Below are 25353 nucleotides of genomic sequence, written 5' to 3' on the forward strand. Positions count from 1 at the left end.
GGGCGCGCACCGCCTCCCGCTCGTCAATGGAGAACCGCATGGCCCTCAAGATCACTGTGATCGGCACCGGATACCTCGGCGCCACCCATGCGGCGGCCATGGCGGAGCTGGGGTTCGAGGTGCTGGGCCTCGACGTCGTACCCGAGAAGATCGAGATGCTGGCCGCCGGGCGCGTCCCGATGTACGAGCCGGGCCTGGAGGAGCTGCTGCGCAAGCACGTCGCCGGGATCGAGGGCTCGACCGGGCGGCTGCGCTTCACCACCTCCTGGGAGGAGGTCGGCGCCTTCGGCGACGTCCACTTCGTCTGCGTGAACACTCCGCAGAAGCACGGCGAGTACGCGTGTGACATGCGGTACGTCGACGCCGCCTTCGGCTCCCTCGCCCCGCACCTCAAGCGCCCGACGCTGGTCGTCGGCAAGTCGACCGTGCCGGTCGGCAGCGCGGAGCGGCTGGCCCGGCTGCTCGCCGAGCGGGCGCCGGTGGGCGCGGACGCGGAGCTGGCGTGGAACCCGGAGTTCCTGCGCGAGGGCTTCGCCGTGCAGGACACGCTGCGCCCCGACCGGATCGTGGTCGGCGTGGAGAGCGCGGCGGCCGAGAAGCTGCTGCGCGAGGTGTACGCCACTCCGGTGGAGGAAGGCTCGCCCTTCGTGGTGACCGACTTCCCGACGGCGGAGCTGGTGAAGACCGCCGCGAACTCCTTCCTGGCGACCAAGATCTCCTTCATCAACGCCATGGCGGAGGTGTGCGAGGCCGCGGGCGGCGACGTCGCCAAGCTGGCGGAGGCCATCGGCTACGACGAGCGCATCGGCGCGAAGTTCCTGCGCGCCGGCATCGGCTTCGGCGGCGGCTGCCTGCCGAAGGACATCCGCGCCTTCATGGCGCGCGCCGGCGAGCTGGGCGCCAACCAGGCCCTGACCTTCCTGCGCGAGATCGACTCCATCAACATGCGGCGGCGCGGCCAGATGGTCGGCATGGCGCGCGAGGCGCTCGGCGACGGGACCTTCCTCGGCAAGCGGGTCGCGGTGCTGGGCGCGGCGTTCAAGCCCGACTCGGACGACGTCCGGGACTCGCCCGCGCTCAACGTCGCCGGGCAGATCCACCTCCAGGGCGGCCAGGTCACCGTCTACGACCCCAAGGGCATGGACAACGCGCGGCGCGTCTTCCCGACGCTGGCGTACGCGGACAGCGCGCTGGAGGCCGTGCACGGCGCGGACGTGGTGCTGCACCTGACGGAGTGGCGCGAGTTCCGCGAGCTCGACCCGCGCGAGCTGGGCGAGGTCGTCAACAGCCGCCTCATCCTGGACGGCCGCAACGCGCTGGACCCGGTCCGGTGGCGCGAGGCGGGATGGACGTACCGGGCGATGGGCCGCCCGCGCGCGTAAGGCGACCGCGGGGGATCGACGAGCGTCGCGGCGCAAAGGCCCTCGACGCCGACGACCGCGACCGCACGTGGCGGGTTGACGCGGACCGCGCTGGGCACCCGTTCCGCCCCTGCGCCCGCTGATCCGCCAAGGAGGACGTCCATGGGCTTCGCCACACTCGCCCTGACCGCGATCGACTGCCCCGCACCGCGACGGCTCGCCGAGTTCTACGCCGCGGTCCTCGGCGGCGAGATCACCATCGACCCGGGCGAGCAGGACACGTGGGTGGAGCTGCGCCTGCCCGACGGGAAGCGGCTCGCCTTCCAGGGGGCACCCGGGCTCCAGCCGCCCGAGTGGCCCCGGGCCGACCGCAACTCCCAGCAGTTCCACCTCGACCTCGACGTCCAGGACCTCGACGCGGCCGAGGAGCGGGTGCTCGCCCTCGGCGCGAAGGCGCTCGACGCCGACGACCGCGACCGCACCTGGCGGGTGTACGCGGACCCGGCCGGGCATCCGTTCTGCCTCTGCCGCGCCTGATCAGGGCCGCACCTGATCAGGCGCCCCGCGCCACCGCCTCCGCCTCCCGTACGACCCGTGCCGCGTTGCCCCAGGTCAGCGCGGCGATGTCCGTCTCGGGCCAGTCGCGGTGCAGGAGCTCGGCGATGAGGTTCGGGTAGCAGGAGGCGTCTTCCAGGCCGATGGTGTGCGGAGCGTGGGTCGCCATGCCGTACGAGCCCGCGAGCCCCAGGCACTCCGGCCCGGCGACCTCGCGGACGTGCTCCAGGTGGTCGGCCACGTCCCGCAGCGTGGCCGGGGCCTCGCGCAGCCGGGCGACCTGGTCGGGCGCGAAGCTCACCATGCACACGCCGCCGTTGGCGTGCAGGCGGCGCAGGACGTCGTCGGTGACGTTCGCCGGGTGCGGGGTGAGGGCGTACGCGGCCGAGTGGGAGAGGATGACCGGCGCCTTGGTGACGTCGAGGACGTGGCGCATCGTGTCGGTGGAGGCGCCGGACAGGTCGACGAGCATCCCGAGGTGGTTCATCTCCCGGACGACGTCCTGCCCGAAGGGCGTCAGGCCGTCGGGCCCGGCGGCCCAGCGGGCGCCCGCGACACCGGCGCTGCGTACGCCGAGGGCGTGGTACGCGCGCAGTGTGCCGAGCGAGTCGCCGAGGGCGGCGCCGGAGACCGGGCCGAGGAGCGAGGCGATGCGTCCGCAGTCGCGGGCGGCGGCCATCTCGGCGGCGGTGAGGGCGAGGCGGAGGGCTTCCGGGCAGGACTCGATGAGGGTCCGTACGGCGTCGATCAGGTCCAGGGTGCCGCCGATCAGGCGGTCCGCCGCGTACGAGCGGGGCACGTGCAGCGACCAGAACTGGGCGCCGACGCCGCCTGCCCGGATGCGGGGTATGTCGGTGTCGAGCGCGGCCTCACCGTGCTGGAGGGCGTGGTGGTGCGTGCGGTCGAGCTCCTGGGCGAGGGTGTTGTGCCCGTCCACGACGAGCTGCGCGGCGAGCAGGATCCGGGCCCGCGCGAGGTCGGTCTCAGCGGGCGTGGGGGCTTCGGCGGCGGTGACGCCGCCCGTCGGGCCGTCGGGTGCACCGGCCGTGGCCGGGGCGACGTAGGGAAGGTCCTGCAGGTCTGCCATGACGGGGGCTCCGGCTCCGTGAACGGCGTTGCGAGCCATAGGGCCACGGTGGCACGGGGGGAGCCGGGGGTCGCGGCGGTGTACTGCGTTCGGGTGTACGCCCCCCGCGTCCGGGGCCGGGGGCCCGTCCGGGGCGGGGGCCCGTCCGGGGCGGGGGGCGTACGGCCCTCAGCCGTCCAGCGACTCCAGCGTGGCGTTCGACGGCGGGCGACGGGAGGCCAGGTCCCGGGAGACCGCTTCGGCGTCGCGCAGGGCGCGGACCGGGTTCGACCACGTGAGCATCGCGATGTCCGTGCGGGACCACTTGCGGGACAGGAGCTCCGCGATGAGGTTCGGGTACGCCGAGACGTCCGACAGGTCCGAGGGCGTGAAGGCCGTGCCGTCGAAGTCGCCGCCGATGCCGATGTGGGCGATGCCCGCCACCTCGCGCATGTGGTCCAGGTGGTCCGCGACGGTCGCGGCGGTCGCCATCGGGCGGGGGTGCGCCGCCTCGAACGCCTCGTGGACGCGCATCGCGTCCGGCGTCGTGGCCAGCGGGTGGAAGCCGTGCTCCCGCATGTTCTCCTCGGCGCGCCGGGTCCACTCCACCGCCGCCGGGAGAACGAACTTCGGTACGAACGTGACCATGGCCACGCCGCCGTTCGCCGGCAGCAGCGCCAGCACGTCGTCCGGGATGTTGCGCGGGTGGTCGCAGACCGCCCGGGCCGAGGAGTGGGAGAAGATCACCGGCGCCTCGGAGGTGGCCAGGGCGTCGCGCATCGTCGTGGCGGCGACGTGCGAGAGGTCCACCAGCATGCCGAGGCGGTTCATCTCGCGGACGACCTCGCGGCCGAAGGCCGACAGACCGCCGACGCCCGGCTCGTCGGTCGCCGAGTCGGCCCACGCGACGTTGTCGTTGTGCGTCAGCGTCATGTAGCGGACGCCGAGGGCGTACAGCGCCCGCAGGGTGGCGAGCGAGTTGTTGATGGAGTGGCCGCCCTCGGCCCCCTTGAGGGAGGCGATGCGGCCGGCCGCCCGCGCCGCCTCCATGTCGTCGGCCGTCAGCGCGGGCGCGAGCTCCGCCGGGTGGCGGGCCAGGAGCTGGTCGACGCAGTCGATCTGCTCCAGCGTGGCGCTGACCGCGTCGTCGCCCGTCAGCTCGCAGCGCACGTACACCGACCAGAACTGCGCCCCGACCCCGCCGGCCCGCAGCCGGCGGAGGTCGGTGTGGAGCCGGCCCGTCTGGTCCGCCGCGATGTCGAGGCGGTCCAGGTCGTACCGCGCCTTCGAGCGCAGCGCCCAGGGCAGGTCGTTGTGGCCGTCCACCACGGGGAAGTCCCCCAGCAGCTCGCGCGCCTCGGCGAGGAGCTCCTCGGACGGGCCGGAGGCCGTCACTTGCCCACCTTCGAACGCAGCCGCCTGCCCTTCTCCGTGGCCTGGTCGTTCAGGTCCTGCTGGAAGTCGGACATGCGGGCCAGCAGCTCCGGGTCGGAGGTCGCGAGGATCCGCGCGGCGAGCAGACCGGCGTTGCGCGCGCCGCCCACCGAGACCGTCGCCACCGGCACGCCCGCCGGCATCTGCACGATCGACAGCAGGGAGTCCATGCCGTCGAGGTACTTCAGCGGGACCGGGACGCCGATCACCGGCAGCGGGGTGACGGAGGCGAGCATGCCCGGCAGGTGGGCCGCGCCGCCCGCGCCCGCGATGACCGCCTTCAGGCCGCGGTCCGCCGCGCGCTCGCCGTACGCGATCATCTCGCGCGGCATCCGGTGCGCGGAGACGACGTCGACCTCGTAGGGGATCTCGAACTCGTCGAGGGCCGCGCCCGCGGCCTCCATGACGGGCCAGTCCGAGTCGGAGCCCATGACGATGCCCACGAGGGGTCCGTTCTGCCCGTTGGGTCCGAGTGCGTTACTCAACGATCGTTCCTCGCAGATAGTCGGCGGCGTGGCGCGCGCGCTCCAGCACGTCGTCCAGGTCGTCACCGTAGGTGTTGACGTGCCCCACCTTGCGGCCGGGCTTCACGTCCTTGCCGTACATATGGATCTTCAGCTGCGGGTCGCGGGCCATGCAGTGCAGGTACGCCTGGTACATGTCCGGGAAGTCGCCCCCCAGCACATTGCACATGACGGTCCACGGGGCGCGCGGGCGCGGGTCGCCCAGCGGGAGGTCGAGCACGGCCCGCACGTGGTTGGCGAACTGCGAGGTGACCGCGCCGTCCTGGGTCCAGTGGCCGGAGTTGTGCGGCCGCATGGCCAGCTCGTTCACGAGGATGCGGCCGTCGCGGGTCTCGAAGAGCTCGACGGCGAGGTGGCCGACGACGCCCAGCTCCTTGGCGATGCGCAGCGCGAGCTCCTGCGCCTGCCCGGCCAGCTCGGGCGAGAGGTCCGGCGCCGGGGCGATCACCGTGTCGCAGACGCCGTCGACCTGCCGCGACTCGACGACCGGGTACGCCACGGCCTGGCCGTGCGGGGAGCGGACGATGTTCGCCGCGAGCTCGCGGACGAAGTCGACCTTCTCCTCCGCCAGGACCGGCACCCCGGCCCGGAAGGGCTCGTGGGCGTCGGCCTCGGAGCGTACGAACCACACGCCCTTGCCGTCGTACCCGCCGCGCACCGTCTTGAGGATCACGGGGAAACCGTCGCCCTCGGCCGCGAAGGCCGACACGTCGGCCGGGTCGGCCACGATGCGGTGGCGGGGGCAGGGAGCGCCGATCGCGTCGAGCTTCGCGCGCATCACGCCCTTGTCCTGGGCGTGCACCAACGCGTCGGGCCCCGGGCGGACGGGGATGCCGTCAGCCTCCAGGGCCCGTAGGTGCTCGGTCGGTACGTGCTCGTGGTCGAAGGTGATCACATCGCAGCCGCGCGCGAACTCACGCAGCGTGTCCAGGTCGCGGTAGTCGCCGATGACGACATCGCTCACGACCTGCGCCGCGGAGTCCTGGGGAGTGTCACTGAGGAGCTTGAATCTGATGCCGAGGGGGATACCCGCCTCGTGGGTCATCCGGGCCAGCTGTCCGCCGCCCACCATGCCTACTACCGGGAACGTCACCCTCTTAGGGTATCCGGCCCCGGGAAGGGCCCCCCTCCCCGGGGAAGGGGTCCGTTCCGCTCCCCGAGCGACGCCGACGGGCCCTGGTTAGCATGGCTTGGTTGACCCACTCGACCGGACGGGGCTGTGAGATCACCATGAGTGAACGGGGCGCACTGCGGGTGCGGCTGGACCGGCTCGTCCGCGAGATCGCCAAATTCGGGGTGGTCGGCGGCCTCGGACTGCTGGTCAACATGGCGGTCTTCAACCTGGTGCGCCACACCACCGAGATCCCGGTGGTACGGGCCAGTCTGATCGCGACCGTCGTCGCCATCGCCTTCAACTACGTGGGCTTCCGCTACTTCACGTACCGGGACCGTGACAAGAGCGGCCGTACGCGCGAGCTCTCGCTCTTCCTCGCCTTCAGCGTGGTGGGGATGGTCATCGAGAACGGCGTGCTGTTCGCCGCGACGTACGGCTTCGGCTGGGACAGCCCGCTGCAGAGCAACTTCTTCAAGTTCTTCGGCATCGGCGTCGCCACGCTCTTCCGCTTCTGGTCGTACCGCACCTGGGTGTTCCGTACGCTGCCGGGCGCCGAGGCCGCGCCGCCCGCTGCCGAATCGTTCCTGGAACAGCGGCGGCACCGCGACGAGCCCGCCGCCGAGCCGGTGGGACCTCGCCGGTAAAGCTCACCGCACCGTCGGCGGGTGGTCCTCGCGGCGGGGCACCTCGCGGCTCAGGAAGAGCGCGAAGACCGGCGGCTGCTGCTGGAGCAGCTCCAGCCGGCCACCGTCCGCCTCCGCGAGGTCGCGGGCGACGGCGAGGCCGATGCCGGTCGAGTTGCGGCCGCTGATGGTCCGCTCGAAGATGCGCGCGCCGAGGTCGGGCGGGACGCCCGGGCCCTCGTCGGTGACCTCCACCACCGCCTGGTTGCCGATGACGCGGGTGCGCAGCGCGACCGTGCCGCCGCCGTGCATCAACGAGTTCTCGATCAGCGCGGCGAGCACCTGGGCGACCGCGCCGGGGGTGCCGACCGCGCGCATGCCGACCTTGCCGGAGCGGACGATGGCCCGCCCGGCGCTGCGGTAGGCCGGGCGCCACTCCTCGATCTGCTGCTTGACGACCTCGTCGAGATCGAAGGCGATCGCCGAGCCGGTGCGCGGGTCGCGCGAGTTCGTCAGGAGGCGCTGGACCACGTCCGTCAGCCGCTCGACCTGGGTGAGCGCGATGTGCGCCTCCTCCTTGACCGTCTCGGGGTCGTCGGTGACGGAGATCTCCTCCAGCCGCATGGAGAGCGCGGTCAGCGGCGTACGCAGCTGGTGCGAGGCGTCGGCGGCCAGCCGGCGCTCGGCGGTGAGCATGCGGGCGATCCGCTCGGCGGAGGCGTCCAGGACGTCCGCGACCCGGTCCAGCTCGGGCACGCCGTACCGCTTGTGGCGGGGCCGGGGGTCGCCGGAGCCGAGCCGCTCGGCGGTCTCGGCGAGGTCGGTGAGCGGCGAGGCGAGCCGGTTGGCCTGGCGTACGGCGAGGAGGACGGCGGCGATCACCGCGAGCAGCGCCACGGCGCCGATGATCAGCAGCGTGCGGCCGACCTCGGCCGCGACGGTGGAGCGCGGCTCCTCGACGGTGACGGTCTCGCCGCGCTCGCCCTCGGCGGTGCCGCGGATGACGCTGCCCTCGGGGCGCTCGCCGATCTCGATGGGCGGGCGCCCGGGGATGCGGATCACGGCGTACCGCTTGGCGCCGCTCTGCTCGGCGAGGATGTCGGGGTTGACGGGCTCCCCGCCGATCAGCCGGCTCTCCACGATGGAGATCAGGCTCACCGCCTCGGAGTCCACGCTCTCCTGGGCGCTGCTGCTGATGGTGCGGGTCTCGACGATGACGAGGGAGACCCCGAAGACGGCGATGACGACGAGCACCACCGCGAGCGTGGAGTTGATCAGTCGGCGGCGCACGGTCCGTACCTAACGTTGAGTGCCTAGCTCTTTTCGAAGCGGAAGCCGACGCCGCGCACGGTGGCGATGTAGCGCGGGTTCGCGGCGTCGTCGCCGAGCTTCTTGCGCAGCCAGGAGATGTGCATGTCGAGGGTCTTGGTGGAGGACCACCAGGTGGTGTCCCACACCTCGCGCATCAGCTGGTCGCGCGTGACGACCCGGCCGGCGTCCCGGACCAGGACCCGCAGCAGGTCGAACTCCTTCGCCGTGAGCTGGAGCTCCTCGTCGCCCATCCAGGCGCGGTGCGACTCGACGTCGATGCGTACGCCGTGGGTGGCGGGCGCCGGGGCCGGCTCGGCGGAGCCGCGCCGCAGCAGGGCCCGGACCCGGGCGAGGAGCTCGGCGAGCCGGAACGGCTTGGTGACGTAGTCGTCCGCGCCCGCGTCGAGCCCGACAACGGTGTCGACCTCGTCGGCGCGGGCGGTCAGCACCAGGATCGGCACCGTGTGGCCGTCCGCGCGCAGGCGCCGGGCCACTTCGAGCCCGTCCATGCCGGGCAGGCCCAGGTCCAGTACGACGAGGTCGACCCCGCCCTTGAGTCCCGTCTCGAGCGCGGTCGGTCCGTCCTCGCGCACCTCGACCTCGTACCCCTCCCGCCGCAGGGCGCGGGCCAGCGGTTCCGAGATGGATGCGTCGTCCTCGGCGAGCAGTACACGGGTCATGGGCTGATGGTAGTCCGCGCGGGGTACGCGCCGGAGTGGGATCGGCGCTTGATCACCATCCCCTGGGACTATGGGGTGTCATTCGGTTGATCACCTTCGATTATGGGCAGATGGTTCCATGCATCCCTGTGATCCATGTCTCAAGTCCTTCCATATCCGCCACTGTCGTGTCGTATGGTGGCGAGACGCCTGATGCAGTACTCCGGGACCTTTGGCCCGCCAAGAGCGCCAAGGGTCTCTTTTCTGCCCGGGGCCGGCCCTGCCAGCCTTGAGGCAGTGAACGAACTGTGGGCCGGGCCCCGATGCGCGACGACGCGCCTGTCGGGGCGTGGATCCCGGTGCGTCCGATCCCTCGCCTCCGTGTGCGACACGGGGGCGAACCCCTGTCCGGGCGTCGGGGGGACGGGGGCGGAACGCGCGCCGGTGCCGGCCGCGCCCCCCACCGGGCGCGTCACGCTCACGAAGCGGACGGCGCGTCCCGAGCAAGCAAGGATCGACCATGGCGTCCAGCCTGACGAGGGACCCGGCCGGCAGCACCGCCGGCCTTGAGAAGACGTTCCTCGGCCACCCCCGCGGTCTGGCCAACCTCTTCATGACCGAGATGTGGGAGCGCTACAGCTTCTACGGCATGCGGGCTCTGCTCGTGCTCTACCTGTCGGCCTCCGTGGCCAAGGGCGGCCTCGGCTTCGACACGGCGACCGCGGTCGCCATCTACTCCGTCTACAACGCGATGGTGTACCTCCTCGCGCTGCCCGGCGGCTGGTTCGGCGACCGGGTGTGGGGTGCCCGCAAGACGGTGGCGATCTCCGGCACGATCATCATGATCGGCCACTTCCTGCTGGCCCTGCCGATGGAGATCTCCTTCTTCATCGGCCTGGCGTTCATCGCCGCCGGCTCCGGTCTGCTCAAGGCCAACATCTCGACGATGGTCGGCCACCTGTACCGGGACAAGAACGACCCGCGCCGGGACGGCGGCTTCACGATCTTCTACATGGGCATCAACCTCGGTGCCTTCGTCGCCCCGCTGACCATCGGCTACGTGGGCCAGAAGATCAACTGGCACTACGGCTTCGCCATGGCCGGCGTCGGCATGGCCCTCGGCCTCGCGTTCTACTTCCTGGGCTTCCGCAACCTGGCTCCGGAGTCGAACCAGGTGCCCGCGCCGCTGTCGGACACCGAGCGCGCCGCCATCATCAAGAAGGCGCTGATCTGGCTGGCCGTCGCGGTCGTCGCGTACGGCATCGCCGGCCTGGCCGGCATGCTGACCATCGACTGGGTGCTGTGGCCGCTGACCATCCTCGGCCTGGTGCTGCCCGCCTGGTACCTGATCCGCATCAAGCGCGACACCGACCTGGACCAGGTCGAGCGGTCCCGGATGTCGGCGTACGTCTGGTTCTTCGTCGCCGCCGCCGTCTTCTGGGGCATCTACGACCAGACCGGCTCGACCCTGAGCCTGTTCGCGGAGCACAACACCGCGGGCTCCCTCTTCGGCTTCGAGTTCCCCGCCAGCTGGTTCCAGTCGCTGAACCCGCTGTACGTGATGGCGCTGGCCCCGGTCTTCGCCTGGCTGTGGGTGGCGCTCGCCCGCCGCTCCAAGGAGCCCAGCACCCTGGTGAAGTTCACGCAGGGCCTGGTGCTGATCGGCGCCTCGTTCTTCGTGATGATGCTGGCGCAGGCCGCCTCCGCGGGTGGCGTGATGGTCACCCCGCTCTGGCTGTGCTCGGTCTACCTGATCCAGACCGTCGGTGAGCTCACCCTCTCGCCGGTCGGCCTGTCGCTGACGACGAAGCTGGCGCCGCAGAAGTACGCCTCGCAGATGATGGGCGTCTGGTTCCTGGCGGTCACCGCCGGTGACTCGGTCATCGCGCTGCTCCAGCTCATGGGCGCGCCGACCGACACCACGTGGTGGTTCGCGAGCCAGGGCGCGCTCGCGGTGCTCGCCGGTGTCGCGATCTTCATGTACCGCCGGAAGGTGCAGCCCCTCATGGGCGGCGTGCACTGACCCACGGCACGACACGGCACGAAAAGGGCCGCCGTACCGGATGCTTCCGGTACGGCGGCCCTTCGCGTTTCTTCGTACGGAGGGTTACGCCGGGGCCGCGAGTTCCGCCCAGACCGTCTTGCCCGGGGCGTCGTCGGCCCGGACGACCCCCCAGTCGAGGCACAGGCGCTGCACGATGAACATGCCGTGTCCGCCGGGCCGTCCGGCGCGGTGCGGGGTGCGGGGCTCGGGCTGGCCGGCGCCGCGGTCCTCGACCTCCAGGCGCAGCACCTTGGCGTCGAGCGAGACGCGCAGCTCCTCGGGGCCCTCGGCGTGCAGGCAGGCGTTGGTGACGAGCTCGGAGACGACGAGCAGGACGTCCTCGGCGGCGGCGCGGCGGTCGGCGGTGGCGGCGGGCAGCCAGCCCCAGTCGTAGAGCGCTTGCCTGGTGAAGTCGCGCGCGAGCGGAACGATCCCGCTGGCGCTGCCGAGGGACAGCCTCCGGAACCGACCGCCCTCGGAGGCGGGACGCGGCGAGGCGGCGTCCGGCGAGGCCGGGGTGCCGGACGGCGGGCCGGACTGCGCGCCCGACGGCGTACCCGACGCGGCGCGCGCCCTGGCACCGGAGCCGGGCGGGGTGCCCGGTGGTGTGCCGGGCGGCGTGCCCGGCCCGGTGGAGGAGGAGGCGCGGACCGCGGTCCCGCCGGCTGCCGCGGCCCGCTGCGCCGTGGCGTCGACACCCTTGACGGGGCCGGCGACAGGTTCGGCACCCGCGCCGACGCCCGCGCCGCCCGGCTCGCCGCCGAGGCCGCTCGGCGGATGCTGCTGGGTGCTGCCCATCAGCGCTTCACCTCACCGATTCACCAGTTCGCCATTGCCAATAAGTTTCGATACGGAGAGTCGCGGAGTCCCACCCGTCACGCCCTCGCGCAGGTTCTTCTGCCCGGAGTTGCGGGTACGACACCCGGTTCGTCACGCGATGCGCGTGAGCAACCCGACCGCCGCTGCCGGCCGTCGCGGCAGGGCCTGACGGCACTGCGGGCGCGGCGGCTCGGGAAGGGTGGGCCAAGTCAGTCGGCGAGCGCCGCTTCCAGGGAGTCGTGCACGGTGAAGACCGCTTCCGCGCCGGTGATCTCGAAGACGCGGGCCACCACGGGCTGCATTCCGGCCAGATGGACTCCACCCCCTGCCGCCTCGGCCTTGAGCCGGGCCCCCAGCAGGACGTTGAGGCCGGTGGAGTCGCAGAAAGCAAGCTGCGAGCAGTCCACCACCAACCGTGAACGCCCTTGCGCCAGCGCGGCTTCCAGCGGTTCGCGCAGCAGATCCGCGGTGTGGTGATCCAACTCACCCACCGGTGTGACGATCTCACTGCGGCCCACCGTCCGGACCCCGACGCTGAGCCGGCCCTGATTCGCGCTGCCGACCGTCCCGCGGTCCATGCCGCCCCTCTTCGCCGATGCCGTTGAGTCGGTAGAACCCTACGCCCTCCTTCGATCGGCCGGTAGTCGGACTCCCCCGTTAGTCAGACATATGGGACAATTGACACTTGCAACGACCTAGGAAGAGCGGGTAGGCCTAGTAGGGACACTCATCGACCCACCCAGCCGGCTTTGGAGGCGCCGCACACCGCAGCGACGCAATTCGGCATCGGCGGCCTTATGCCGAGAACGATGGAGGAGACCATGTCACCCCGGCTCGACGAAACGCGTACCCCCGACGCGGCGTCGGCAACTCCGCCCGAACTCATCCACACCCCCGACCATCCGAGCGGTCCGAGCGGTCTGAGCGACCTGCCCGAGATCCCGCCGTACGACGAGGTCGCGGCGCTCGACGCGCGCGCCCTGTCGAAGACGCTTTTCGCCCGCCTCGAGACGCTCGAAGAGGGCACGCACGAGTACGCGTACGTCCGCAACACCCTCGTCGAGCTCAACCTCGCCCTCGTCAAGTTCGCCGCCTCCCGGTTCCGCTCCCGCAGCGAGCCGATGGAGGACATCATCCAGGTCGGCACCATCGGCCTGATCAAGGCCATCGACCGGTTCGAGCTCGCCCGAGGGGTCGAGTTCCCCACCTTCGCGATGCCAACCATCGTCGGAGAGATCAAGCGCTTCTTCCGCGACACCTCGTGGTCCGTGCGCGTCCCGCGCCGGCTGCAGGAGCTCCGCCTCGACCTGGCGAAGGCCGGTGACGAGCTCGCCCAGCAGCTGGACCGCGCGCCGACCGTCGGTGAGCTCGCCGAGAAACTCGGCATCACCAAGGAGGAGGTCGTCGAGGGCATGGCGGCGAGCAACGCGTACACCGCGAGCTCGCTCGACGCCCAGCCCGAGGAGGACGACACGGAGGGCGCGCTCGCGGACCGCATCGGCTACGAGGACAACGGCCTGGAGGGCATCGAGTACATCGAGTCCCTCAAGCCGCTGATCGCCTCGCTGCCCGCCCGCGACCGCAAGATCCTCTCCCTGCGCTTCGTCGCCGGCATGACGCAGTCGGAGATCGGCGAGGAGCTCAACATCTCGCAGATGCACGTCTCGCGGCTGCTCTCCCGCACCCTGGGCAAGCTCCGCAAGGGGCTGACCGTGGAGGAGTGACACCGCCCCGTCACCCCCTTCCCCCGTGTCCGAAGGGCCCGTTTCCGTCAAGGGATGGGCCCTTCGGCCGTCTTGACGGAGTCGTCCCCCCGGGGCGCGTTGTCGACGACGACGATCTCGTGGTCGGGGTGGTCCTGGGCGAGGAGCGAGTCCAGGGCGCGGGCGAGCTGTCCGGCGCGCGGGTGTGGTGCGGTCCGCGCACCAGGGTGGTGATCCACTCGCGCGCGAACCGGGCGGCGGCCGGTACGGCGGTACTGGGCGGACTTCCACGCCATGAGGCCGCGCAGGGCGGCCGCGTCTCGCTCGTCGAACACGAACCGCACCTCCCCGGCCTGACGGGCAAGGCGCCGCTCTTGGCGAGCGGTCCCGGCTCCCCAGTCTCCCCCTGAGCCTTGCTGGACGAGACGGTACCGGGCCAAATCCCTCCGCGACAGGGCTACTTACGCATGGTGATGAAGTGACGCGTGACGATCGCCTGACGGGCGCGGCGTCGCTGGTTCGGGTGATGGGCCCGAACCGGTCGCATGGGGGGCGCTTCCTCGGAACACAGATGGTGATCGACGGGGGTGCGCGGAAAGCGGCGTGGCCCGTTCGGTCGAGTGTCGGTGTGATCGAAGGAGAAGATATGTTCGCGTTTCGCCGTACTGTGGTCGCCGCTGTTCTCGCCTCTGTCGGTATCGTCTCGCTCGCCGCCCCCGGGGCTCAGGCCGACCCGGCGAACACCCCGGCTGTCGCGGCTGCGAGGGCGGCCGCCGCGGTCCCGGTGGACACCCCTGTTCACCTCATCGAGAACGCCAGCAACCGCGGCGTCACGATCGAGGTGTACGCCAACTGGGACTACGCGCTGCTGACCAACGACAGCGGCAGCAAGGGGACCAAGGTCATCTTCCGCCAGCAGGGAGACGGTTACACCATCGAGAGCACCAGCGGTCACTGGGGCGGATACACCTACTGGAGCGGCGTCGGCAACGGCGTCAGGCTGGACACGCGCGAGAACGCCACCGTCTTCCAGGTGGTCCCGTCGTCCCGTGGATTCCTGATCGCGGACAAGCACAAGAACTACGCCACCTACCCCTCCGGCGGCAAGGGCTGGCTCCAGCTGTTCAACACGGTGCTGCCCAACTTCCGCGAGTTTGCCTACTTCCGCGTCGAGCAGTAACCAGCGCCGGCGCCCGGCCGTCCGGGCGCCGGCGCCGGACTGGCCGCGCCGAAACGGACGCCGGGGTGCCCAACTGGGCAAGGTTCGCCAGCCCGGTCGTGGTCGCGGTCCAGGCGCCGCGCGACGGTTGCACGAGACGGTGCTGGACGGCTCCGGGGTCGAGCTCGTGCTGCTCAACCGGTCCACCCGGAGAGCGAAGCGGCACTGGCGGCGTACCGGACGTGGGGTTACCGCAAGACAGGCGAGGCGCGGCCATGGCAGGGCGCGGAACTCTACGACGTGATGCTGCTCGATCTCCGTTGAAGCGGGCGGCGGGCGTCTCCCGCGGTTCCGGAATGTACCGCGCCCCAGAGCTACAGCACCCGCTCACCGCCGCGCCAGACCGCCGTGGCCAGCGGGACGCCCGGGCGATAGGCCAGGTGGACGTGGGAGGGGGCGTCCAGGAGGACCAGGTCCGCGCGGGCGCCGGGGGTGAGGCGGCCGATGTCGTCGCGGCGCAGGGCGGCGGCGCCGCCGGCGGTGGCGGACCAGAGCGCCTCGTCGGGGGTCATGCCCATGTCCCGTACGGCGAGGGCGACGCAGAACGGCATCGAGGAGGTGAAGGAGGAGCCGGGGTTGCAGTCCGTGGACAGGGCGACGGTCACCCCCGCGTCGAGCAGGCGGCGCGCGTCCGGCCACTCGGCGCGGGTGGAGAACTCGGCGCCGGGGAGCAGGGTGGCGACCGTGTCGCCGCTGGCGAGGGCGTCCACATCGGCCTGCGTGAGGTGGGTGCAGTGGTCGGCGGAGGCGGCGCCGAGCTCGACGGCGAGCTGGACGCCGGGGCCGTACGACAACTGGTTGGCGTGGACGCGCGGGTGCAGGCCGCGCGCCTTTCCGGCGGTGAGGATGGCCCGGGCCTGGTCCCCGTCGAAGGCGCCCTTCTCGCAGAAGACGTCGATCCAGCGGGCGTGCGGGGCGCACGCCTCCAGCATCGGGCCGGTGACGAGGTCGACGTAGCCGGCCGGGTCGTCGGCGTAGTCGGGAGAGACGATGTGCGCGCCGAGGTAGGTGACCTCGTCGGTGTGGCGGGCGGCGATGCGCAGGGCGCGGGCCTCGTCCTCGACGGTGAGGCCGTAGCCGGACTTGGTCTCGAAGGTGGTCGTGCCCTGGCCCAGGGCCTCGCGCAGATAGCGGGTGAGGTTCGCTTCGAGGGCCTCGTCGGTGGCGGCGCGGGTGGCGGCGACGGTGGTGCGGATGCCGCCGGCGGCGTACGGCTGCCCGGACATGCGGGCGTTGAACTCGGCGGTGCGGTCGCCCGCGAAGACGAGGTGGGAGTGGGAGTCGACGAAGCCGGGGACGACGGCCCGGCCGCCGGCGTCGACCCGATTGTCAGTGGCGGGTGCTTTGCTGGATTCACCGATCCAGGAGACGCGGTCGCCGTCGATGACGACGGCCGCGTCCCGGATCAGACCGAGGGGAGATCCGTCACCGAGGGAGGGGTCGTTGGTGACCAGGCTGGCGATGTTGGTGATGACGGTCGCCGTCGCCGCGACGGCGCTGTTCGTCGTGGCGGGGGCGGGCGTCGCCGCGGGGGTGTTCGTGGTCTCCGGACCGCTGCTCATGGTGAGGGATGCCTCCTTCGGTCGTGCGGGCGTCGGTCGTGCTGCCGGTGGTGCCGCCGGTGCCGGGACCGGCGGCGTCGGTCGCGTCAGTCGCGCAGGGCGGCGATCGCGTCCGCCAGTGCCCGGGGGACGTCCGGAACCAGGGCGTGGGCCCCGTCCCGCACGACATGGCGGCCTCCCACGACCGTATGGCGCACATCCGCTGCCGACGCGGCGAATACCGCCGTCTCAGCTGCCAGACGCGGTGGCGGCCCCGCTGTCCTGACCGAGTCGAGCGCGATCGTCGTGAAGTCGGCGAGCGCGCCCGCCTCCAGGCGGCCGGCGTCGGACCAGCCGAGGGAAGCGTGGCCGTCGGCGGTGGCGGCGCGCAGCAGCGCGGCGGCCGTCCAGTGGCCCCGGGTGCGGGTGCGCAGGCGCTCGTCGAGCTCCATCGCACGCGCCTCCTCCAGCAGGTCGATCACCGCGTGGCTGTCGCTGCCCAGCGACAGGGGCGAGCCGGCCCGCTGGAGGGCGGCGGCCGGGCCGATGCCGTCGGCCAGGTCGCGCTCGGTCGTCGGGCACATGCAGGTGCCGGTGGCCGAGCCGCCGAGCAGGGCGATGTCCTCGTCGGTGAGGTGGGTGTTGTGGACGCCGGTGGTGTGGGCGCCGAGCACGCCGTGGTCGGCGAGCAGGCGGGTGGGGGTGCGGCCGTGGGCTGCCAGGCACGCCTCGTTCTCCGCCGTCTGTTCGGAGAGGTGGACGTGCAGGGGCGCCCGGCGCTCGGCGGCCCACTGGGCGACCGTGGCGAGCTGGTCGGCGGGGACCGCGCGTACGGAGTGGATGGCGGCGCCCACGCGGGCGTGCTCCCGCTCCTTGAGGAGCGCGGCGCGCTCCGCCCACGCGTCCGCCGTGCCGTCGGAGAAGCGCAGCTGGTGCTCGTTGGGCGGCTCTCCGAAGCCGCTCGACAGATAGGCCGTGTCGAGCAGCGTGATCCGGATGCCCGCCTCGGCGGCCGCCGCGACGAGCGCCTCGCCCATGGCGTTGGGGTCGGCGTAGGGGGCGCCGCCGGGCGCGTGGTGCAGGTAGTGGAACTCACCCACGGCGGTGATGCCGGCGAGGGCCATCTCGGCGTACGTCGCCCGCGCGAGCGCGTGGTAGGAGTCCGGGGTGAGCCGCTGGGCGACCCCGTACATGACCTCGCGCCAGGTCCAGAAAGTCCCGCTGCCGACCTGCACGGAGCCGCGCAGGGCCCGGTGGAAGGCGTGGCTGTGCGCGTTCGCCAGGCCCGGGAGCGTCAGGCCCCGCAGGACGGCCGCGCCCGGCGGCGGGGTGGCGACGCCGGTGCGGACGGCGGCGATCCGGCCGTCCGCTGCCACCTCCAGGGCCACGCCCGACTCGACCGCCGGGTCCAGCCAGGCGCGCTCCAGCCAGTACGTGGTCACGCGCATGCCAGTCCCTCCAGTACGTCGGCGAGGGCGCGGACGCCCGCCACGCAGTCGTCCTCGGTCGCGGACTCGGCCGGGGAGTGGGAGACGCCCGTCGGGTTCCGCACGAACAGCATGGCCGTCGGGATGGAGGCGGACAGGATGCCCGCGTCGTGTCCGGCGCCGGTGCCGAGGACCGGGATGCCGCCGCCGAGGATCTTGGCGAGCTCGTCGCGCAGCGCGTGCTCGAACTCGACGACCGGCGTGAAGGACTCCCGCACGACCGTGAGGTCGATCCCGTGCCGGTCGGCGTACTCGCGCGCGGCCCGTTCGATGCCGGTCACGACGGTGTCCAGCGTCTCCTGGTCGGCCGCGCGCGAGTCGAGCCAGCCGCGCACCAGCGACGGGATGGCGTTGACGCCGTTCGGCTCGACCGCGATCTTGCCGAAGGTGGCCACCGCGCCCGCCAGCTCCGCCTCGCGGCGGGCGGCGAGCACCGTCTCGGCGTACGTCAGCATCGGGTCGCGCCGGTCGGCCAGCCGGGTGGTGCCGGCGTGGTTGGCCTCGCCGTGGAAGTCGTACCGCCAGCGGCCGTGCGGCCAGATGGCGGAGGCGATGCCGACCGGGTCGCCCGACAGGTCCAGGGCCCGCCCCTGCTCGACGTGGAGCTCGACGAAGGCGCCGATGCGCGCGAGCCGCTCCGGGTCCGGGCCGATGGCCTCCGGGTCGTACCCGGCCGCCTCCATGGCCTGCGGCAGCGTGACGCCGTCGCCGTCGCGCAGCGCGTACGCCGCCTCCTTGGTCAGCTGCCCGGCCGTGAGCCGGGAGCCGACGCAGGCGAGGCCGAAGCGGGCCCCCTCCTCGTCACCGAAGTTGGTGACGGCGACCGGCCGGCGGAACTCCACACCCCTGTGGCGGAGTTCGTCCAGGGCCGCGAAGGAGGACACCACACCCAGCGGGCCGTCGAAGGCGCCGCCGTCCGGGACCGAGTCCAGGTGCGAGCCGGTGACGATCGCGCCCTCGCCGAGGGGGTCGCCGAGCCAGGCCCACTGGTTGCCGTTGCGGTCGGTCTCGTACGTCAGGCCGCGCGCCTCGGCCTGCGCCCGGAACCAGGCGCGGCAGTCGCGGTCGGCCTCGGTCCAGGCGTAGCGGCGGTAGCCGCCGCTGTCCCGGTTCCGGCCGACGGGCGCGAGCTCGGCCCACATCTCGTGGAAGGTCACGCCTGGTCACCCTCGCGCATCGGGACGCGCACGCCCTTCTCGTCGGCGACGTTCTCCGCGATGTCGTACCCGGCGTCCACGTGCCGGATGACGCCCATGCCCGGGTCGTTGGTCAGCACGCGGCGGATCTTCTCGCCCGCCAGCGGCGTGCCGTCGGCGACCGTGACCTGGCCCGCGTGGATCGAGCGGCCCATGCCGACGCCGCCGCCATGGTGGAGGGAGACCCAGGAGGCGCCGGAGGCGACGTTGACCATGGCGTTGAGGAGCGGCCAGTCGGCGATGGCGTCGGAGCCGTCGAGCATGGCCTCGGTCTCGCGGTACGGGGAGGCGACGGAGCCGCAGTCGAGGTGGTCGCGGCCGATGACGACCGGCGCGGAGAGCTCGCCGCTCGCGACCATGTCGTTGAAGCGCTCGCCCGCGCGGTCGCGCTCGCCGTAGCCGAGCCAGCAGATGCGGGCGGGCAGGCCCTGGAAGTGGACGCGCTCGCCGGCCATCTTGATCCACCGGGCGAGGGACTCGTTCTCGGGGAAGAGGTCGAGGATCGCGCGGTCGGTGGCGGCGATGTCCTTGGGGTCGCCGGACAGGGCGGCCCAGCGGAAGGGGCCCTTGCCCTCGCAGAAGAGGGGCCGGATGTAGGCGGGGACGAAGCCGGGGAAGGCGAAGGCCCGGTCGTAGCCGGCGAGCTGCGCCTCGCCGCGGATGGAGTTGCCGTAGTCGAAGACCTCGGCGCCCGCGTCCATGAAGCCGACCATGGCCTCCACGTGACGGGCCATCGACTCGCGGGCCCGCTGGGTGAAGTCGGCGGGCTTCTCGGCGGCGTACGACGCCATGTCCTCGAAGGCGACGCCGACCGGCAGGTACGCCAGCGGGTCGTGGGCCGAGGTCTGGTCGGTGACGATGTCGATGGGCGCGCCCATGGCCAGCAGCTGCGGGACGAGCTCGGCGGCGTTGCCGAGGACGCCGATGGAGAGCGGCTTGCGGGCGTCGCGGGCCTCGGTGGCGAGGGACAGCGCGTGGTCGAGGGAGTCGGCCTTCACATCGAGGTAGCGGTGCTCGATGCGGCGCTCGATGGCGCGCGGGTCGCAGTCGATGCAGATGGCCACGCCGTCGTTCATCGTCACGGCGAGCGGCTGGGCGCCGCCCATGCCGCCGAGTCCGGCCGTCAGGGTGATGGTTCCGGCCAGCGTGCCGCCGAACTTCTTCGCGGCGACGGCGGCGAACGTCTCGTACGTGCCCTGGAGGATGCCCTGGGTGCCGATGTAGATCCACGAGCCGGCGGTCATCTGCCCGTACATGGTCAGGCCGAGCTGCTCCAGGCGCCGGAACTCCTCCCAGTTGGCCCAGTCGCCCACCAGGTTGGAGTTGGCGATGAGGACGCGCGGCGCCCACTCGTGGGTCTGCATGACGCCGACCGGGCGGCCGGACTGGACGAGCATCGTCTCGTCCTGCTTCAGCGTCCGCAGCGTACGGACCATGGCGTCGAAGGAGCGCCAGTCGCGCGCGGCCTTGCCGGTGCCGCCGTAGACGACGAGCTTGTCGGGGTGCTCGGCGACCTCGGGGTCGAGGTTGTTCTGCAGCATCCGCAGGGCGGCTTCCTGCTGCCATCCCAGGGCGCTCAGTTCCGTACCGCGCGGGGCCCGTACGGGGCGGGGTCCTGACATGGGGATGCCTCCTCGAAACGACTGCACGAAGACGTGTTGCAGAATCAGTTATTCACATACTGGCCTGCTGAATAGAAGTAGTCAACGGCTGCGGTCGCCCACACCGGGTGATTGGCTGGAGGACATGGCTTCAGACCGTCGCGACCAGGCGCCGCCGCCGGACGCCGTACGAGCACTCCGCGAAGCCCGAGCGGCAGCGCGCGACCAGGCCGTACGAGCCGCCGTCGACCACGCCCTCCTCACCGAGCGCGAGCCCGTCGCCGCCCTCCTCGACCTCGACGGCGTCCGCGCCTCCGCCGCCGCCCTGCGCGCCGCCTTCGCGGACGTCACCGACGCGCCCGTCCTGCACGCCTTCGCCGTCAAGGCCTGCCCGCTCGTCCCCGTCCTGCGCCTGCTGTACGAGGCCGGGCTCGGCGCCGAGGTCGCGAGCCCCGGCGAGCTGGCCCTGGCCCGCGCCGCCGGGGTCGACCCGGCCCGGATCGTCCTCGACTCGCCCGCCAAGACGCCCGCCGACCTGCGCGAGGCCCTCGCCCTCGGGATCGCCGTCAACGCCGACAACACGCAGGAGCTGGGCCGTATCGACGCCCTGATCGGCAAGACGCCCCCCAGCACCTCGCCCCTCGGTCTGCGCGTGAACCCGCAGATCGGCGGCGGCACCATCGACGCCCTGTCCACCGCCACCCCCACCTCCAAGTTCGGCGTGGCGCTGCGCGACGAGGGCGCCCGCGCCCGCGTCGTACAGGCCTACCTCGACCGCCCCTGGCTCACCCGGCTGCACACCCACTCCGGCTCCCAGGGCCTGCCGCTGTCCCTCCTCGTCACCGGCGTCCGCGCGGCGTACGAACTCGCCGAGGAGATCAACGCCGCCACCGGGCGCCGCCAGGTCGACACCCTCGACATCGGCGGCGGCCTCCCGGTGAACTTCGCCTCCGACGAGGAGACCCCGACGTACGCGGAGTACGCCCGCCTCCTCGCCGCCGAGGTGCCGGGGCTGTTCGACGGGCGCTACGGCCTGGTGACCGAGTTCGGCCGGTCCCTGCTGGCCAAGCACGGCACGGTCCTCGCCCGCGTCGAGTACGCCAAGACGTCCGGCTCCCGGCCCATCGCCGTCACCCACGCGGGCGTCCAGGTCGCCACCCGTACCGTCTACGACCCCGTCTCCTGGCCGCTGCGGATCGCCGCGTACGACGCGGAGGGGCTGCCGAGGACGGGCCCGGCCGTCGACCAGGACGTGGCGGGCCCCGCCTGCTTCGCGGGCGACCTCCTCGCCGTCGCGCGCCCGCTGCCCCTGCTGCGGCCGGGCGACGTCGTGGCGGCGCTGGACACCGGGGCGTACTACTTCGCGCACCACTACGCGTACAACTCCCTCCCCCGCCCCGGCGTGTACGGCTACACCGCCGACGGTGACGGGACGGTCCGCTTCGCGACCGTGCGGCCGCCGCAGACGGTGGCCGAGATCGTCGCGGAGGCGGGCGGCGGGCACCCGGACGCGCTAGTGACGCACTGACCGCCGACTGACGCCGCACCCGCCGGGCAGATGTCCCCCATGGCAACGCACGCACCCGAGCAGGGTCCTGACACCGGAGACGAGCCCACGCTCAAGCGGGCCATCGGGCCGAAGCTGCTCATCCTCTTCGTCATCGGCGACATCCTGGGCACCGGCATCTACGCCACCACCGGCAAGGTGGCCGGCAAGATCGGCGGCGCGCTCTGGCTGCCGTTCCTGATCGGCTTCGTCGTCGCGATCCTGACGGCGGCGTCGTACGTCGAACTCGTCGGCAAGTACCCGAAGGCCGCCGGAGCGGCCCTCTACACCCAGAAGGCGTTCAAGGTCCCCTTCCTCACCTTCATCGTCGCCTTCATGGTGATGTGCTCGGGGCTGTCGTCCGCGAGCGCCGCCGCGCGGGCCTTCAGCGGGGACTACCTCGCCGAGTTCACCGGGGGCGCCGTCCCGCCGACGCTGATCGCCATCCTGTTCATCCTCGCCCTCGCGGCGCTCAACCTGCGGGGCGTGTCGGAGTCGGTGAAGACGAACGTCGTCCTCACCGTCGTGGAGCTGACGGGCCTGCTCGTCATCCTCACCATCGGCGCGTGGGCGGTCCTCACGGGCGAGGGCGAGCCGTCGCGCCTCGGCGACCTCTCGGCGACCGGCACGGGGTACGCGCTGCTCACCGGCGTTCTCGGCGCGACCGCGCTGGGCTTCTTCGCCTTCGTCGGGTTCGAGGACTCGGTCAACATGGCCGAGGAGACCCGCGACCCGGTGCGCACCTTCCCCCGGGCGATCTTCACCGGCGTCGCGGTCACCGGCACCATCTACGTCCTGGTGGCGCTGGTCTCCTCGCTCCTCGTCGACCACCGCACGCTGGAGAAGTCCAGCGGGCCGCTGCTGGAGGTGGTCAAGGCGGGCGGGCTGGACTTCCCGCCCAAGGCGTTCGCGCTGATCGCGCTGTTCGCCGTCACCAACTCGGCGCTGATCAACATCATGATGGCCTCGCGGCTCTGCTACGGCATGGCCAACGAGCGGATCCTGCCGCGCGCCATGGGCCGCGTGCTCGCCGGGCGGCGCACGCCGGTCGTCGGCATCGTCTTCGTGTCGCTCCTGGCCATCGGGCTGGTGTCCACCGGCGAGATCGAGGGGCTCGGCGACACGACCGCGTTCCTGCTGCTGTGCGTCTTCGCGGTGGTCAACATCGCGGTGCTGGTCCTGCGCCGGGACCGCGTCGGGCACGCGCACTTCCGTACGCCGACGGCGCTGCCGATCCTCGGGGCGGTCACGTCCCTGATCCTGGCGAGCCCGCTCGCGGACCGGGACGCGGACGTCTACATCCGGGCGGGCGTGCTGCTGGCGATCGGCATCGGGCTGTGGGCGGTCAACAAGGTGGTGATGCGCGCACGCGGCGAGACGTGAGGCCCGAGTGTGAGGCGGACCCTATCGGGTGGCGGGCATGTTCCGTTGGAAAATGCCAGAACTCCCGCCGCGCGGGCGAACGTTGCGTAACGTCGCCGTCACTGCCGTGTCCACGCAACGGGGATCAGGGAGGCGAGCCCGCGTGCCCGGAATCGATGAGTGCCTGCTCCACGCCATGACCGTGCCGGGCGCGCGGGGAGCGGCCCTCGTCGACTGGACCAGCGGTCTGGCGCTGGGCGTGATCGGGGACTCGCCCGTGGGCGACCACGAGACGACCGCCGCCGAGACGGCCGAACTGGCGCGGGCGGCGGCCGAGTACGAGTCGTTCGCCCGGCCCGGCGCGGGGGACGAGGAGTTACGGGAAGAGGGGCCGGGCGGCGGCGAGTTACCCAAGGGGCCGCCCGTCGAGGACGTCATCGTCACCACCCGCTCCGGCTACCACGTCCTGCGCTTCGTCGAGACGACCTTCGACAGCAGCGTCTTCCTCCACCTCTGGCTCGACCGCTCCACCGGCAACCTCGCCCTCGCCCGCATCCGCCTGCGCGACCTCGCCGAACGGCTGGTCCTCGGATGACCGTCGCCTCCCCCCTGCTGCTCCGGCTGGCCGCCGAGTCCGCCACCGGCGCGCTGCTGCGCGACCACGGCACGCTCCACCTCGTGGACGGCCGCGTGGTCCACGCCGAGAGCCCCGCCGCCCCCGGCCTCGACGTCCTGCTCACGGCCGGCGGCCGGCTCCCGCCCGACCGGCGGCTCGGCGACGGCGAGCTGGAGATCTGCCGCCTCGGCGCCCTGTTCGACGCGGCGTTCTTCGCGCTGACGCCCGGCAGCGGCCCCACGCGCTTCCGGTACGGGCCCGTCGAGCGGCCCGGTCCCCTCGCTCCGGTGCGGCCCGTCCCTTTGGCCGACGTGGAGCGCGAGACCCGGCGCCGCCGCGAGCTGCTGGACGGCGTGTGGCCGTACCCGGCCGTCGACACCGCGCCCGTGGTGGCCCGCCCGGCGGCCCCCGGCCAGACCGTCACCCTCCGGCAGCGCGCGCTCCTCGCGTACGCCGACGGGACGCGTACGCCGGCGGAGCTGGCCCGCGCGCTGGGGCGGCCCGCCTTCCACACGCTGCTGGAGGTGCGGCGGCTCGCGGCGGCGGGGCTGATCGCGACGCCGCTGGAACCGGCGCCCTCGCCCCCGCGCTGGCTGCCGCCGACCGTCCCCGACCCGGACACCGCCCTGCTCCGCCGGCTCCGCGACGCCCTGGAGGCCCACCTGTGACGAAGACCCGCACGGCAGCCCACGCCCACGCCGAAGCGCAGGCCCAGGTGCTCGGCGAGCTCAGACGCCTGCGGGCCCGGCTCCCGCAGCTGACCGGGGCCCTCGCGGCGAGCGTCGACGGCCTGGTCCTGGCCCACGACACGGGCGGCGACACCGGAATCGCGGAGGGCGTCGCCGCGCTGACGGCCGCCGCGCTCGGCGTGGCCCAGCGGCTCACCGACGCGACCGGCCAGGGCGGCTTCCGCGAGCTGCTGGTCCGCGGCGAGGAGGGCTACGTCGCCACGTACGCGGCGGGCGGCTCGGCCGTCCTGACCCTCCTCGCGGAGCCCCGCGTCAACGTCGGCCGCCTCCACCTGGAGGCCCGCCGCTCCAGCGCCCGCATCGGCAGCGTGGTCGACGCCGCCCTCGTACCGCAGCAGCGGCCGCCCGCGCGGCCCCCGATTCCGCCCCGCCCGTCCCACACACCGCCGTCCCACACACCGAAGGAAGCATGAGCATGGCCAACGTCGAAACCGCCCTGAAGGAAACCACCACGATCGACGGCGCCCTCGGTGCCGCACTCGTCGACTACACCAGCGGCATGGCCCTCGGCACGATAGGCGGCGGGAAGGACCTCGACCTGGCGATCGCCGCGGCGGGCAACACCGACGTCGTCCGCGCCAAGGTCCGCACGATGGAGATGCTCGGGCTCAAGGACGAGATCGAGGACATCCTGATCACGCTGGGCACCCAGTACCACCTCATCCGCCTCCTCAAGAGCCGTGGCGGCGCGGGCCTGTTCCTCTACCTGGCCCTCGACAAGGAGCGCTCCAACCTGGCGATGGCCCGCCACCAGCTCCGCCGGATCGAGGCCGAGCTGGAGGTCTGAAACCCGCCCGCGGCCCCTCGCGGAACCGTCGCGGAA

Annotated in this window: 24 protein-coding genes and 1 pseudogene; 12 read left to right on the plus strand and 13 right to left on the minus strand. The window is 72.6% G+C overall.

Features of this window, described 5'->3' with window-relative positions; genetic code table 11:
* The first annotated feature begins 38 nt into the window (after positions 1-38).
* Entirely contained in the window at positions 39-1382 is a 1344-nt protein-coding gene (locus tag ACIRNI_RS23140; protein ID WP_403553864.1) for a UDP-glucose dehydrogenase family protein, read from the plus strand.
* 141 nt (positions 1383-1523) lie between these two features.
* The gene (locus ACIRNI_RS23145) at positions 1524-1898 is read left to right on the plus strand and encodes a VOC family protein (protein ID WP_403553866.1); all 375 of its coding nucleotides are present in this window, start codon (positions 1524-1526) and stop codon (positions 1896-1898) included.
* Between the two features lie 16 nt (positions 1899-1914).
* On the opposite strand, the gene ACIRNI_RS23150 is transcribed toward ACIRNI_RS23145, so the two are convergent.
* The 4 genes from ACIRNI_RS23150 to ACIRNI_RS23165 form a co-directional block, all read right to left on the minus strand.
* The gene (locus ACIRNI_RS23150) at positions 1915-3003 is read right to left on the minus strand and encodes a dipeptidase (protein WP_403553867.1); all 1089 of its coding nucleotides are present in this window, start codon (positions 3001-3003) and stop codon (positions 1915-1917) included.
* A gap of 168 nt (positions 3004-3171) precedes the next feature.
* Positions 3172-4377, minus strand: a complete 1206-nt coding sequence (locus tag ACIRNI_RS23155) for a dipeptidase (protein WP_403553869.1) — start codon at positions 4375-4377, stop codon at positions 3172-3174.
* A complete protein-coding gene (gene purE, locus ACIRNI_RS23160) occupies positions 4374-4847 on the minus strand; it encodes a 5-(carboxyamino)imidazole ribonucleotide mutase (RefSeq protein WP_403554118.1) in 474 nt (157 codons plus the stop codon). The genes ACIRNI_RS23155 and purE overlap by 4 nt, the downstream gene beginning before the upstream one ends.
* Before the next feature lie 46 nt (positions 4848-4893).
* Positions 4894-6012, minus strand: a complete 1119-nt coding sequence (locus tag ACIRNI_RS23165) for a 5-(carboxyamino)imidazole ribonucleotide synthase (RefSeq protein WP_403554120.1) — start codon at positions 6010-6012, stop codon at positions 4894-4896.
* Between the two features lie 158 nt (positions 6013-6170).
* Here ACIRNI_RS23165 and ACIRNI_RS23170 point away from each other — a divergent pair, with 158 nt between their 5' ends.
* Complete coding sequence (locus tag ACIRNI_RS23170; protein WP_403553871.1) at positions 6171-6698, plus strand: GtrA family protein; 528 nt, start codon at positions 6171-6173, stop codon at positions 6696-6698.
* 3 nt (positions 6699-6701) lie between these two features.
* Here ACIRNI_RS23170 and ACIRNI_RS23175 read toward each other — a convergent pair whose 3' ends face one another.
* Together ACIRNI_RS23175 and ACIRNI_RS23180 are read right to left on the minus strand one after the other, a co-directional pair.
* Positions 6702-7967 carry an ATP-binding protein gene (locus tag ACIRNI_RS23175; protein WP_403553873.1) on the minus strand — a complete coding sequence of 422 codons (1266 nt, stop codon included), beginning with the start codon at positions 7965-7967 and terminating at the stop codon, positions 6702-6704.
* 23 nt (positions 7968-7990) lie between these two features.
* Positions 7991-8668 (minus strand): response regulator transcription factor, encoded by a 678-nt coding sequence (locus ACIRNI_RS23180; RefSeq protein ID WP_355362203.1) that lies wholly within the window; start codon positions 8666-8668, stop codon positions 7991-7993.
* Positions 8669-9167: 499 nt separating this feature from the next.
* On the opposite strand from ACIRNI_RS23180, the gene ACIRNI_RS23185 reads away from it, so the two are divergent.
* Positions 9168-10670 (plus strand): peptide MFS transporter, encoded by a 1503-nt coding sequence (locus ACIRNI_RS23185; protein ID WP_403553875.1) that lies wholly within the window; start codon positions 9168-9170, stop codon positions 10668-10670.
* 84 nt (positions 10671-10754) lie between these two features.
* On the opposite strand, the gene ACIRNI_RS23190 is transcribed toward ACIRNI_RS23185, so the two are convergent.
* Positions 10755-11147 (minus strand): ATP-binding protein, encoded by a 393-nt coding sequence (locus ACIRNI_RS23190; RefSeq protein WP_403554122.1) that lies wholly within the window; start codon positions 11145-11147, stop codon positions 10755-10757.
* A 572-nt stretch (positions 11148-11719) separates the two neighbouring features.
* Positions 11720-12088: an STAS domain-containing protein gene (locus ACIRNI_RS23195; RefSeq protein WP_403553877.1), complete on the minus strand. Its 369-nt coding sequence runs from the start codon at positions 12086-12088 to the stop codon at positions 11720-11722.
* Positions 12089-12319: 231 nt separating this feature from the next.
* Here ACIRNI_RS23195 and ACIRNI_RS23200 point away from each other — a divergent pair, with 231 nt between their 5' ends.
* Entirely contained in the window at positions 12320-13234 is a 915-nt protein-coding gene (locus tag ACIRNI_RS23200) for an RNA polymerase sigma factor SigF (RefSeq protein WP_403553879.1), read from the plus strand.
* A 169-nt stretch (positions 13235-13403) separates the two neighbouring features.
* Here the strand turns inward: ACIRNI_RS23200 and ACIRNI_RS23205 are convergent.
* Positions 13404-13599: pseudogene (locus ACIRNI_RS23205) on the minus strand (GNAT family N-acetyltransferase); the annotation flags it as partial.
* A gap of 260 nt (positions 13600-13859) precedes the next feature.
* Between ACIRNI_RS23205 and ACIRNI_RS23210 the strand changes: the two are divergent.
* A complete protein-coding gene (locus ACIRNI_RS23210) occupies positions 13860-14393 on the plus strand; it encodes a hypothetical protein (protein WP_403553881.1) in 534 nt (177 codons plus the stop codon).
* Between the two features lie 353 nt (positions 14394-14746).
* On the opposite strand, the gene hutI is transcribed toward ACIRNI_RS23210, so the two are convergent.
* The 4 genes from hutI to hutU form a co-directional block, all read right to left on the minus strand.
* Positions 14747-15994, minus strand: a complete 1248-nt coding sequence (gene hutI / locus ACIRNI_RS23215) for an imidazolonepropionase (protein ID WP_403553883.1) — start codon at positions 15992-15994, stop codon at positions 14747-14749.
* A gap of 86 nt (positions 15995-16080) precedes the next feature.
* Positions 16081-17421, minus strand: a complete 1341-nt coding sequence (locus ACIRNI_RS23220) for a formimidoylglutamate deiminase (RefSeq protein WP_403553885.1) — start codon at positions 17419-17421, stop codon at positions 16081-16083.
* The gene (locus ACIRNI_RS23225) at positions 17412-18602 is read right to left on the minus strand and encodes an allantoate amidohydrolase (RefSeq protein ID WP_403554124.1); all 1191 of its coding nucleotides are present in this window, start codon (positions 18600-18602) and stop codon (positions 17412-17414) included. The genes ACIRNI_RS23220 and ACIRNI_RS23225 overlap by 10 nt, the downstream gene beginning before the upstream one ends.
* A gap of 11 nt (positions 18603-18613) precedes the next feature.
* Positions 18614-20278: a urocanate hydratase gene (gene hutU / locus ACIRNI_RS23230; protein ID WP_403553887.1), complete on the minus strand. Its 1665-nt coding sequence runs from the start codon at positions 20276-20278 to the stop codon at positions 18614-18616.
* A gap of 124 nt (positions 20279-20402) precedes the next feature.
* Between hutU and ACIRNI_RS23235 the strand changes: the two genes are divergently transcribed.
* The 6 genes from ACIRNI_RS23235 (at position 20403) to ACIRNI_RS23260 (ending at position 25317) form a co-directional block, all read left to right on the plus strand.
* The gene (locus ACIRNI_RS23235; RefSeq protein WP_403553889.1) at positions 20403-21785 is read left to right on the plus strand and encodes a diaminopimelate decarboxylase; all 1383 of its coding nucleotides are present in this window, start codon (positions 20403-20405) and stop codon (positions 21783-21785) included.
* Between the two features lie 39 nt (positions 21786-21824).
* Complete coding sequence (locus tag ACIRNI_RS23240) at positions 21825-23186, plus strand: APC family permease (RefSeq protein ID WP_403553891.1); 1362 nt, start codon at positions 21825-21827, stop codon at positions 23184-23186.
* A gap of 142 nt (positions 23187-23328) precedes the next feature.
* Positions 23329-23760 (plus strand): hypothetical protein, encoded by a 432-nt coding sequence (locus ACIRNI_RS23245; protein ID WP_403553893.1) that lies wholly within the window; start codon positions 23329-23331, stop codon positions 23758-23760.
* Positions 23757-24449, plus strand: a complete 693-nt coding sequence (locus ACIRNI_RS23250; protein WP_403553894.1) for a transcriptional regulator — start codon at positions 23757-23759, stop codon at positions 24447-24449. Before ACIRNI_RS23245 ends, ACIRNI_RS23250 begins: the two co-directional genes overlap by 4 nt.
* Positions 24446-24943: a roadblock/LC7 domain-containing protein gene (locus ACIRNI_RS23255; RefSeq protein WP_403553896.1), complete on the plus strand. Its 498-nt coding sequence runs from the start codon at positions 24446-24448 to the stop codon at positions 24941-24943. Before ACIRNI_RS23250 ends, ACIRNI_RS23255 begins: the two co-directional genes overlap by 4 nt.
* 2 nt (positions 24944-24945) lie before the next feature.
* On the plus strand, positions 24946-25317 hold the full coding sequence (locus tag ACIRNI_RS23260) for a hypothetical protein (protein ID WP_403553898.1): 372 nt from the start codon (positions 24946-24948) through the stop codon (positions 25315-25317).
* Positions 25318-25353 lie beyond the last annotated feature (36 nt).

It is taken from the genome of Streptomyces sp. NPDC093546 (genome assembly GCF_044765045.1).
Classification (GTDB): domain Bacteria; phylum Actinomycetota; class Actinomycetes; order Streptomycetales; family Streptomycetaceae; genus Streptomyces.